This window comes from Kitasatospora hibisci, assembly GCF_043950205.1.
Lineage (GTDB): Bacteria > Actinomycetota > Actinomycetes > Streptomycetales > Streptomycetaceae > Kitasatospora > Kitasatospora hibisci.
The window spans coordinates 8,496,284-8,506,699 of record NZ_CP171642.1 but is presented as its reverse complement, the minus strand read 5'-3'; the positions used below and the strand labels follow the sequence as shown (position 1 = coordinate 8,506,699).

Below are 10,416 nucleotides of genomic sequence, written 5' to 3'. Positions count from 1 at the left end.
CCCCCCCCCCCCCCCCCCCTCCGCCCCCCCCCCCCCCCCCCCCCCCCGGGGCGTCGGGAGAGGGACGGGCGGGTGCGTGCCGGGACGGGCGGGCGGGCGTCAGGCGGCGACGTTCAGGGTGAGCTCGGCAGTGTGCAGGCGGCCGGCGGTCTGGAACTGCAGGAAGACCCGCCAGTTCCCGGTCTTGGGGAGCATGGCGTGGAAGGTCAGCACCGGGCCGCCGCCGTGGTCGGCGTCGACCTTGTCCGCGGGGTGGAGGTGGGCCAGTGCCTGGTCGCCCTCGTGGAAGGCGGTGAGGTGGGCGTAGCTGTCCAGGTAGGGCTGGAGGTCGGTGACCGGTCGGCCGTCCCTGGTGACGGTGGCGGTCAGCCGGTACGCGCCGGCCGTCGGCTCGCTGGTGAGGGCGACGGTGCAGCCGTCGACGGTGGCGGTGCCGGCCGGGGCGGGAAGTGGCACCGCCGTGCTCGTGCCGGGCACCGTGACGGTGCGGCTGAGCACGATCTCGGTGCTGCGGCGGGCGGTGGAGCTCGGCAGGAACGAGGCGTACAGCCGCCAGGTGCCCGGGGTGAGGGCGGCGAGGTCGGCGGTCCAGGTGCCGTCGGCGGCCATCTCGGGGTGCAGGTGCTGGAAGCCGGTCAGGTCGGAGCGGATCGCGTAGAAGTGCAGCTTCTTGGTCTGGTGCACCTCGAAGTCGGTGACCGGCCGGCCGTCGGGGCCGGTGATGGTGAAGGAGTAGCCCGCGGCCCGGCCGGCGGGCAGTTCGGTGGTGGCGGCGTCCAGGCGGTAGCCGTCCTGTTCGGCGGCGAGGCCCCGGTCGCCGGCGGACGGATCGGTCGCGACGGCCGCGGCCGGGGCCACGGGGGCCGCCGCCGCTGCACCGCGCTGTGCGCCGGCCGGCCCGTCCGCGGGGCGGGGGTCCGGGGAGGGGTCGCAGGCGACGATGGCGGCGAGCAGCAGCACGGGTACGCAGGAGAGCATCGCCCAGCGGCGGGCGAGCGCGCGGGGGTCGGTAGCCATCAGCGGCAGCCCCCCGCCGTACGGGCGCGCTCGACGGTGGCAGCGGCAGCACGGTCGGTACGGCGGTGACACGCCATGGTCGCTCTCCCCTTCTCCTGGTCGCCGGTGCCGCTCGGAACTCGGCCCCACACGACAGGAGACCGCCGACGGTCGCCGCGATAACCAAAAGTTCGGATCGAATCCGTTCGGATCCGGTCGGCCCGGCAGATACGGGGTCGGTTCGGCCCGGCGGCGGGCGGTCTCACCGCCCGACCGGCCGGCTCTCCGCGGTGCGTGCGGCGCTGGTCGGCGTGGCCGCGGCCCGGGCCGCGCGGCGGATCCGGCCTCCGGTCGGCGCGACCGCACCCTCGTGGCCGAAGGACGCCGGCGGGTTGACCGCACGCAGATCGCCGGGGTGAAGGACGGCTCACCGGTCCCGTGGCCCTGTGGGCATCCCGAGCACGTGGACGAGCGCCGTGCGGAGGTCGGCACCCCCGGTTCGACGAGTACGTCGCCCGGTTCTCGCCCGCCCGACTCACCCCGGCATCCGGCAGACCACCCCCGCCCCCGGAGGAGGGGCGCACCGGGCCGGCGGGGGCGGGGGTCGGGTGGTGTCAGGTCCACTGGTCGGCGGGGGCGACGCCGGGGACGGGCTTGCCGATGAGGGCGAGGGGGACGAAGAAGTTGACCTGGCCGATGGCGATGGTGAGGGTGGCCAGCGCCTTCGGGTCGTAGTGCCGGGCGGCCTCGGCGTAGAGGGCGTCGGGGACGCGCTCGCCGTGCGGGTTGGGGGTCAGGACCGCCTCGACCAGGGCGAGGGCGGCGCGTTCGGCGTCGGTGAAGTACGGGGCGCTGTGCCAGGTCGCGACCGCGTCGATCCGCCGGTCGCTCTCGCCGGCCTTGCGCAGCAGGCCGCTCTGCAGGGCGGTGAGGTAGGTCGAGCCGACGATCTGGCCGGCGCGCAGCTGGACCAGGCCGATCGTGGTGCGCGGGACGGAGCGGTTGCCGGTGGCCCGGTACAGCCAGCCGGACAGCTCCTTCAGCTCCGGGACCAGCTCGGCGGGGTCCGGCATCCGCGACGTCGCAGCGCCGGTGGCGGTCAGGTCGGCGGTCTCGGCGGCAACGGTCTCGGCGGTGGTGACGGTGGTGTTCACGGCGGGCTTCCCTTCAGCGGTCTCTCGTGCCTACACCCCACCGACGGATGCCGGGCCGCGGATGTGACAGCCGGACGGAAGGGATTTCGGGAAGCCCTCGGCCCGCGCCCGCGTCGGTCGGTGCCGCAGGCCGGTGAGGAGGGCGACGGCGAACTCCCTCAGCGTCTTCGACCGTCTCGGCCTCTTCCTCCAGCTCGGCTGGGACTGGCCCGCCGTCGACCGAGCCGCCGGCCGCCGCACACCCCGCCGGGCGCCCCGCGGCCACGGGGGCGGCGCCGGGGCCTCCCGGCCGGCCCGACGGAGGCGCGCCACCACCATAAATTCAGACATACCGCCCCTAGTCTGGCCGTCATGACGGACGACCTTGACTTCGCCGACACGGCGGACTTCGACAACGCCGACCGGGGCTTCATCGCGTCCCTGGCCGACCCGCGGATCACCGGTGCGGACGGCGCGCCGGTGTGGGACGCCGGCGCGTACGGCTTCCTGGAGCAGGACTGCCCGGCCACCGCACACCCGAGCCTGTGGCGGCAGGGGCAGCTGGTGGCCCGGCACGGCCTGTACGAGGTGACCGCGGGCATCTACCAGGTCCGCGGCCTGGACCTGTCGAACATGACCCTGGTCGAGGGTGACACCGGCGTGATCGTCATCGACCCGCTGATCTCGGTCGAGACCGCCGCCGCGGCCCTGGCCCTGTACCGGGAGCACCGCGGCGACCGTCCGGTCACCGGGATGATCTACACCCACTCGCACGGCGACCACTTCGGCGGCTCCCGCGCGATCGTCCCGCACGGCCGGGACGGGTCGGTCCCGGTCCTGGCGCCGTCCGGCTTCATGGAGCACGCGGTCAGCGAGAACGTCTACGCCGGCACCGCGATGACCCGCCGCGCCGTCTACATGTACGGCAGCGACCTGCCCAAGGGACCGGCCGGGCAGATCGGCTGCGGGCTGGGCGCGACCACCTCCACCGGCACCATCAGCCTGGTGGCACCCACCCTCGACATCACCCGCACCGGGCAGCGGGAGACGGTCGACGGGGTGGAGATCGTCTTCCAGCTCACCCCCGGCACCGAGGCCCCCGCGGAGATGAACTTCCTCTTCCCGCAGCGCCGGGCCCTGTGCCTGGCCGAGAACGCCACCCACACGCTGCACAACATCCTCACCCTGCGCGGCGCGGCGGTCCGCGACCCGCGGATCTGGGCGCACTACCTCAGCGAGGCCGAGGACCTGTTCGCCGACCGGGCGGACGTGGCGTTCGCCTCCCACCACTGGCCGACCTGGGGCCGCGAGGCCATCGGCGGCTTCCTCGCCGCCCAGCGCGACGTCTACACCTACCTGCACGACCAGACCCTGCGGATGCTCAACCAGGGCCTGACCGGAGCCGAGATCGCCGAGGAGATCACCCTGCCCCCGGCACTGGAGCGGACGTGGTCCACCCGCGGCTACTACGGATCGGTCAGCCACAACGTCAAGGCGATCTACCAGCGGTACATGGGCTGGTTCGACGGCAACCCCGCCCACCTGTGGGAGCACCCGCCGGTCGAGCTCGCCCGCCGCTTCACCGCCGACTACGGCGGCATCGCCGCGATCACCGCCAGGGGCCGCCGCTACGCCGCCGACGGCGACCTGCGCTTCGCCGCCACCCTGCTCAACCACGCGGTCTTCGCCGAACCCGACCACACCCCGGCCCGCGAGGCGCTCGCCGAGGTGTACGAGCGGCTCGGCCACGGCGCCGAGAACGGCACCTGGCGCAACTTCTACCTCACCGCGGCCATGGAGCTGCGCGGCCGGCTCGCCGAGGTCGCCGTCGACATCGCCAACCCCGAGATGTCGATGGCCCTCACCGTCGACCAGCTCATCGACTCCCTCGCCATCCGCATCGACGGCCCCCGCGCCCGGGACACCCGGATCACCCTGGACTGGAAGCTCACCGACCAGCGGCGGGCCTGGCGCCTGACCCTGTCCAACGGCGCCCTCACCTACCGCACCCGCGCCCTCGACCCCGACCCCGACCCCGACCCCGGCGTCGAAGCCGACCCGGGACAACCCGCCGACCTCAGCCTGACGCTGACCAAGCCCCAGCTGCTGGGCGTCCTCGCCGGCCACGGTCTGGACGGCGTCACCGTCGAGGGCGACCCGGCCGCCCTCGACCGGCTCACCGCCCTCCTCGACGACCCCGACCCCCGGTTCGCCATCGTCACCCCCTGATCCTCACCCCCTGACCGGCGCCACCCGCCCCGGCGCCGACACGGCACTCGGCCCGGACACCGCGAAGGTGTCCGGGCCGAGGCGCGCAAGGGCGGTACGGGCCGCGTCAGCGGGCGGTGCGGCGGGCCTGGGCGTGGTGGCGCAGGGCGTCCTGGGACTCGACGTACTTGACCAGCAGACGGGCGAGCTCCAGCCGGTCGCGCTCGCTCCAGTCGGCGGTGATCTGCTCGTAGGCCGCGCGCTGGTGGCGGCGGAAGCGGTCCATCAGGCCCTCGCCCTCCGGGCTGAGGAGCAGGACCGTGCGCCGGCCGTCCTGCTGGGAGGCGGCGCGGACCAGGTAGCCCGCGGAGATGCAGTCCGACACCATGCGGCTGCCCACCGAGGGGTCGACGCCCAGGTGCTCGGCCACGGCACCGACCGTCACCTCACGGCCGCCCTCGTACGCGGCGTCCTGGACGATCCGCAGGACCAGGGTGCGGCTCAGGTCCTTCTGGGAGACCGGGTCCTCGACGTCCAGGAGCGAGGAGCGCCGCAGCCTCCCGAAGGCCGGCCCGACGGCGTCCAGCAGTTCCTCGTCCGTCCCCGGTGCGCGCTTCGTCGTCATGCCGCCAGCCTACCCGCATAGGTGACCGAGCACAGACATGTGTTGACATGAAAACGTGTGCAGGACATCATGCATATGTCGCAAGGCACTGAACGGCGCGGATCCGGCTCCGGATACGGCCGTTGCCACCCCTCCCCCGGGTTCCACGCATCCCGCGAGTCCCACGAACCACCCGAACCCCCGCGCATCTCACGAGCGAAGGACTTTCCCCATGACCGGCACCACCCTCGTCACCGGCGCCCGCGGCAAGGTCGGCCAGGCCGTGACAGCCCGCCTGCACGCCGCCGGCCGCACCGTCCGCGCCGCCAGCGCCCGCCCCGCCGAACTGGCCGTCCCCGACGGCGTCGAGACCGCCGAACTCGCCCTGGACCGGCCCGAGACCTTCGAGGCCGCCCTGCGCGGCGTCGGCCAGGTCTTCCTCTATCCCCAGCCCGCCGGCATCCACGAGTTCGTCAAGGCCGCCGAGGCCGCCGGCGTCGAGCACGTCGTGCTGCTCTCCTCGTCCTCCGTCCTCGGCCCGAACGCCGAGGACGACCCGCTCGCCCGCCACAGCCTCCACGTCGAGCGCGCCCTCGCCGCCTCCGGGCTGACCTGCACCTTCCTGCGCCCGGACGCCTTCGCCAGCAACTCCCTGGGCTGGGCGTACCTCATCGGCCGGAACCTGCCGGTCCAGCTCGCCTACCCCGACGCGCACATCGCGCCGATCCACCCCGAGGACATCGCCGACATCGCCGCCGAAGCGCTGACCGGCACCTCCCTCACCGGCACCGCGCCCACCCTGACCGGACCCGAGTCGCTCACCTTCCGCGAGCAGCTCGCCATCGTGGCCGACGCCCTCGGCCGCGAGATCCCGGTCGAACGGATCACCCGCGCCGAGGCCGAGGAGCAGATGGGCCGTCACATGCCCGCGCCGATGGTCACCTCGCTGCTCGACCTCTGGGAGGCCGCCGACCACGGGCCGGCCGCCGTCCACGACACCACCCAGACCCTCCTCGGCCGCCCCGCCCGCACCTACCGCCAGTGGGCCGGCGAGAACACCGCCGCCTTCACCCGCCCCTGACCCCGCCCCTGACCCCGCTCCCGCCCTTGAGGGAGCCCATGACCACCGCCTTGGCTGCCTCGGCCGGCGATCGACGCTGCTCGACGGCATCGCCCTCGGCGCCCTCGCGGGAAGCCCCGTTCCTTCCCGGCCCAGAGGCCGGGATCTCCTCGGAGGTTCAGATGAAGCCCATCGGCTACTGGCTCAACCGCACCGACCAGGCCCTCACCGCCACCATGAACGCCCTGCTCGCCGAGTACGGCCTCACCCGCCTGGCCTGGCAGGTCCTCAACGTCGTCGAGGACGACCCGCAGGCCACCGACACCGCCGTGCGCACCGTCCTGGCCGCCAACGCCTCCCCCGCCGAACTGTCCGCCGCCATCACCGCCGTGCTCACCGACGACTGGGCCACCCGCCCCGCCCCCGAGCGCCTCGCCCTCACCGACGCCGGCCGCGAACGCCTCGCCCTGGTCGGCGAACGCGTCGCCGCCTTCCGCGCCGCCTCCGTCGCCGGCATCACCCCCGAGGAGTACCGCGCCGCCGTCAGCGTCCTGGAACGCATGACCCACAACCTGGAGTCCGGCCGCGAACGCTGAGCCACGCTCAGCCGGCCGTCGCGCCCCGGCCCCGCCCGGCCGCACCCTTCGTGCCCACAGACCCTTTGTGCCCGCAGAACCGGACGGCAACGGCCCTCGTGCCCCGATCGGGACACGAGGGCCTCGGCGACGGACCGGGCTCAGGGCGTCAGGTCGATGACCCGGACCGGCTGTCCCTTCCAGCGCCCGGGGTCGGTGGTGGCGACCACCGCACCGTCCGGGCGCCCAGGGATCGGAGCCGCCGCGTAGCGGGTGTGGGCCTGGGCCCAGGTGTTGTCGGCGGCGAGTGCGAGGGCTCCGGACAGGTCGAGGTCGAGGACCGTGACCGCAGGCAGAGCGGCAAGGTGTTCGGCGGTGCCGGGGCGTTCGCGGTCGGCTTCCACGAGAGCCCAGGCGGGAGCATAGAGGTACCAGCCGGGTTCGGCGTGAGCACGGTGGATGAGCCGCGAGGCGATGAGGTTGCCACGCCCTGCGGCCACCATGACGGTGTCGTCGAGGACGACGTGCAGCCCGGTCACCCGTTCTCCGCCTCGGCCAGGCGGCGGTCCAGCTCGGCGTCCAGCTGCCGGATGCGCTCCGCGTCGGGGTTGTAGCCGTTGCAGGCTTGAAGCTCCTCGCGGGCCTGCTCGGCCTGCTCGGCGCGCTCGGCACGCTCGGCGCGCTCGGCAAGGCGGTCGCGGGCCTCGGCGGGGATACGCACGTTGGCGTCGGCCATCGGGTGCTCCGTCCAGCCACCCTCAACCGACGGGTACGTACCCGTACCCGTCAGGGGAAGCGCACCTCCTGCCTGGCTGGTGAGCAGCCCACTACCGGTCGGTCCGGCGCGCTCCGGGGTCGTCGGACCGGCCGCAGCCGGCCTCGGCCCGCGATCACCCCCTCTCGGCCGAGGTGGCGGGGCTGCCGGTGCAGCCGGTGACCTCGTGCTCCCAGATGACGATGTCGGCCGCCCTGAGCGGGCTGAGGGGGCGGCCGTCCGGGGTGGTGACCGGGGCGGCCAGCTCGGTCAGCCAGGCGCGGTGGCGGCGCAGGTCGTTCTGGAGCAGCGGCCAGAGGATGCGGGGGGTGTCCTGGTAGGCGCCGGTGGGTGGGGTCTGGCCGGTGTAGAAGCGGTGGACGCTGCGGTCGAAGATCGGGACGAGACGGGGCCGCTTGCGGTGGAGGATCTTGCTGACCGCGACCGCCTTCACACCGGCCACGTCCCGGCTCGCGGCCAGCGCCCGGTCCACCAGGACCCACGGACCGGCGTGGCCGTCGAGATCGAGATCGAGATCGACGTCGAGGAAGTCGGCCGTGACGCAGTCCTCGTCGTCCAGGACGGCCTGCATCGCGCGCAGCAGGCGGGCGCCCGGGCCGTCGGGCCGGAACAGGGGGATCACCTGGCGGTGGCCGAGCGGGACGCTGAGGAGGGCCGGGGCGAGGCAGTCCACCGGTTCCAGCACTGCGGGGTCGCCCTGGCGGTCGTACGTGGCGAAGGCCCGCCGCCCGCGGGGGTCGGTGTAGTCGCGCAGGTGGCGCTGGGCGCAGGTGTGCAGTGCCGCGATGCCCGGCATGCAATCCCCCCTGGGGTCGGTCGGGGCCCGGGCCGGTGCGGCCCGGGCCTCTCGTGTACCACACGGGCCGCGGGGCGGTGGTCCGTTCGCCGGGTCCTACGAGGGGGCGCGGGTCAGTTCGCACCTCCCGTCGGTGCAGGAGCGGCGCAGCCGGCCGGCCGAGACGGTCTCGGCGAGGCCGATCGCCCAGCACATCGGGCAGCCGCGCAGGGCGATCAGGCCGACCGGGGCGAGGAGCAGGCTCGCCGGGCCGGTGACCGGCAGCAGGGCCAGGGAGGCGGCGAGGGCGCCGAACCCGACGGCACCGCGGGCCAGGTGGCGCGGGACGGTGGCGCTGGCGAAGCCGCCGCGTGCCGGCGCGTCGCGCGCACCGGGGGTGTCGGGGGTGTTCGGGGTGTTCGGGGTGTCCAGGGTGAGAGCGGGTGTGGCGGTGCGGGTCACGGTGGTGAGGTCAGGCTTCATCGTGGGTTCCCCTCGTGGCGGTGGCCGGTTCGTCGCGCAGGGCCTCGCGTACTGTCGAACGGGCGCGGTGCAGGCGGGACTTCATCGCGGCGGTGCTCAGCCCGAGCCGGTCGGCGACGGTGCGGCCGGGCAGGCCCTGGATGTCCCGCATGACCAGCACCTGCCGCTGGTCGGCGGGCAGGGCGGCGACGGCGGCCGCGACGCGTTCGGCCTCCAGGCGCAGCAGGACGTCCTCCTCGGCGGACCGCGTGGAGGTGCCGGGCCGGCCGGGCGTGTCGGGCCGGTGGGGGTCGGTGGCCGGTGGGCGGTGGATCACGCCGCGGGTGCGGCGCAGGCACTCGTTGCGGACGATGCGGAACATCCACGACGCCAGCGCCCCGGAGGCGCGCAGCATGCCGATCTTGCGGTAGAGGATGATCAGCGCTTCCTGGGCGGCGTCCTCGGCGTCCTGGGGTGTGGCGCACAGCGTGTGGGCGAAGCGCTGCACGTGGGGGTGGGAGCCGTGGATCAGGGCGGTGAGGGCCTCGGCGTCGCCGTGTTGTGCCGCGGTGACCAGGGTCGCGCCGGGCCAGCTGTGGTCAGCCACGCCGACCCCTGCGGCGGCGCAGCAGCGTGACGGTGCACGCGCACAGCAGCAGTGCGCCGGCTGCGACGGCGATGACGACGGCGGTCATGGGGTCCTCCCGATGGGGTGTGGGGCGGACGCGGTCGTCCGCACGGCTACGGCTATGAGAGGCACGGCGGACGCGAAAGGATTCACCCGGTGGTGCGGTTGCGGCTGTTGCGCGGGCACCCTCGGCCAACGCACAGGGTTGATCGTATGAACATCATCTGAACCCGGCTCAGGAGTGGGTCTTCGGCTACCTAGGCTGCGGCCGTCAGTCCTGATCACTCCAGTCGGAGAGACCCCACCATGCTCATCCTGTCCCTGCTGTTCCTGGCCGTCGGCATCGTGCTGCTGATCCTGCGGTGGCGCAAGGTCGGTTCCTGGCCGGTCACTCTCGGTGGCATCGTCTCCGGCGTCCTCGGGCTGCTGCTGGGGCTCACGACCTTCGTGCACGTGGTCGAGCCGACCGAGGTGGCGGTGCCCACCAGCCTCGGCAAGGTCGGCCGCACCTGGCAGCCGGGGCTGCACTTCAAGTCGCCGCTGACCGACGTGACCACCTTCTCGACGCGACCCGCCGATCTCGACCTGACCGGTGACTCCACCGTGGAGGTCCGTTCCTCCGAGGGGGGAATTCTGTTCGCCGACCTCACGGTGAAGTGGTCGATCGACCCGCAGCACACCGTCGAGCTGTTCAAGCTGGCCGGCAGCGCGGAGGCCGTCCAGCGGCGCCTGGTCTACCCGGACAGCCGGGAGATCGTCCGCAACGTCTTCGCCCGCCACACCAGCGTCGAGGGCTACAGCTCGCAGCGGGAGGCGATCAGCTCGGAGATCGACAAGCTGATCACCGCCCGGCTGGCCCCGCGCGGGATCCTCGTCAACGGCGTCAACCTGCGCAACGTCCGGCCGAGCGAGGGCCTGCAGAAGGCCATCGACCAGAAGATCGCGCAGGACCAGTCGACCGCCCAGGCGGAGGCGGCCGTGCGCACGGCCAAGGCGGAGGCGGAGAAGCGCAGGATCGAGGCCGAGAGCACCGCGGCCGCCAACGCCGCGATCGCCAACTCGCTCACCGACAAGATCCTGCTGAGCCAGTGCATCGAGGCGTTCAAGGCCGCGGCGGAGAAGAACCCCGTCTACGCCAGTCCGTGCGGCGCCAACGGCACGCCGGTCATCGTGGACGGCACCAAGCGCTGAGGCCCGCGC

The 10,416-nt window shown here is 73.9% G+C and carries 12 protein-coding genes and 1 pseudogene; 5 read left to right on the top strand and 8 right to left on the bottom strand.

Annotation, left to right across the window (positions count from 1 at the left end; all coding sequences use genetic code 11):
• Nucleotides 1–99: 99 nt before the first annotated feature.
• A complete protein-coding gene (locus tag ACF9IK_RS36995) occupies nucleotides 100–1,017 on the bottom strand; it encodes a hypothetical protein (protein WP_395298422.1) in 918 nt (305 codons plus the stop codon).
• A 337-nt stretch (nucleotides 1,018–1,354) separates the two neighbouring features.
• Between ACF9IK_RS36995 and ACF9IK_RS37100 the strand changes: the two are divergent.
• A pseudogene (locus tag ACF9IK_RS37100) lies at nucleotides 1,355–1,527 on the top strand (DUF6624 domain-containing protein); the annotation flags it as partial.
• 83 nt (nucleotides 1,528–1,610) lie between these two features.
• Here ACF9IK_RS37100 and ACF9IK_RS36990 read toward each other — a convergent pair.
• Nucleotides 1,611–2,069: a carboxymuconolactone decarboxylase family protein gene (locus ACF9IK_RS36990; RefSeq protein WP_395298433.1), complete on the bottom strand. Its 459-nt coding sequence runs from the start codon at nucleotides 2,067–2,069 to the stop codon at nucleotides 1,611–1,613.
• 432 nt (nucleotides 2,070–2,501) lie between these two features.
• Here ACF9IK_RS36990 and ACF9IK_RS36985 point away from each other — a divergent pair, with 432 nt between their 5' ends.
• Nucleotides 2,502–4,358 carry an alkyl/aryl-sulfatase gene (locus ACF9IK_RS36985; RefSeq protein WP_395298421.1) on the top strand — a complete coding sequence of 619 codons (1,857 nt, stop codon included), beginning with the start codon at nucleotides 2,502–2,504 and terminating at the stop codon, nucleotides 4,356–4,358.
• 106 nt (nucleotides 4,359–4,464) lie between these two features.
• On the opposite strand, the gene ACF9IK_RS36980 is transcribed toward ACF9IK_RS36985, so the two are convergent.
• Nucleotides 4,465–4,962: a MarR family winged helix-turn-helix transcriptional regulator gene (locus tag ACF9IK_RS36980; RefSeq protein ID WP_395292385.1), complete on the bottom strand. Its 498-nt coding sequence runs from the start codon at nucleotides 4,960–4,962 to the stop codon at nucleotides 4,465–4,467.
• Nucleotides 4,963–5,173: 211 nt separating this feature from the next.
• On the opposite strand from ACF9IK_RS36980, the gene ACF9IK_RS36975 reads away from it, so the two are divergent.
• Both ACF9IK_RS36975 and ACF9IK_RS36970 read left to right on the top strand, forming a co-directional pair.
• On the top strand, nucleotides 5,174–6,022 hold the full coding sequence (locus ACF9IK_RS36975) for an NAD(P)H-binding protein (protein WP_395292386.1): 849 nt from the start codon (nucleotides 5,174–5,176) through the stop codon (nucleotides 6,020–6,022).
• Nucleotides 6,023–6,183: 161 nt separating this feature from the next.
• Complete coding sequence (locus ACF9IK_RS36970) at nucleotides 6,184–6,597, top strand: MarR family winged helix-turn-helix transcriptional regulator (protein ID WP_395292387.1); 414 nt, start codon at nucleotides 6,184–6,186, stop codon at nucleotides 6,595–6,597.
• A gap of 140 nt (nucleotides 6,598–6,737) precedes the next feature.
• Here ACF9IK_RS36970 and ACF9IK_RS36965 read toward each other — a convergent pair whose 3' ends face one another.
• The 5 genes from ACF9IK_RS36965 to ACF9IK_RS36945 form a co-directional block, all read right to left on the bottom strand.
• Complete coding sequence (locus tag ACF9IK_RS36965; RefSeq protein WP_395298787.1) at nucleotides 6,738–7,106, bottom strand: hypothetical protein; 369 nt, start codon at nucleotides 7,104–7,106, stop codon at nucleotides 6,738–6,740.
• Between the two features lie 5 nt (nucleotides 7,107–7,111).
• Nucleotides 7,112–7,312 (bottom strand): hypothetical protein, encoded by a 201-nt coding sequence (locus ACF9IK_RS36960; RefSeq protein WP_395292388.1) that lies wholly within the window; start codon nucleotides 7,310–7,312, stop codon nucleotides 7,112–7,114.
• 154 nt (nucleotides 7,313–7,466) lie between these two features.
• On the bottom strand, nucleotides 7,467–8,147 hold the full coding sequence (locus ACF9IK_RS36955; protein ID WP_395292389.1) for a DUF6308 family protein: 681 nt from the start codon (nucleotides 8,145–8,147) through the stop codon (nucleotides 7,467–7,469).
• Between the two features lie 96 nt (nucleotides 8,148–8,243).
• A complete protein-coding gene (locus ACF9IK_RS36950; protein WP_395298420.1) occupies nucleotides 8,244–8,609 on the bottom strand; it encodes a hypothetical protein in 366 nt (121 codons plus the stop codon).
• Nucleotides 8,599–9,195: an RNA polymerase sigma factor gene (locus ACF9IK_RS36945; RefSeq protein WP_395298419.1), complete on the bottom strand. Its 597-nt coding sequence runs from the start codon at nucleotides 9,193–9,195 to the stop codon at nucleotides 8,599–8,601. The genes ACF9IK_RS36950 and ACF9IK_RS36945 overlap by 11 nt, the downstream gene beginning before the upstream one ends.
• A 327-nt stretch (nucleotides 9,196–9,522) precedes the next feature.
• Here ACF9IK_RS36945 and ACF9IK_RS36940 point away from each other — a divergent pair, with 327 nt between their 5' ends.
• Nucleotides 9,523–10,407, top strand: coding sequence for a prohibitin family protein (locus ACF9IK_RS36940; protein ID WP_395298418.1), 885 nt, complete (start codon nucleotides 9,523–9,525; stop codon nucleotides 10,405–10,407).
• Nucleotides 10,408–10,416: the final 9 nt, after the last annotated feature.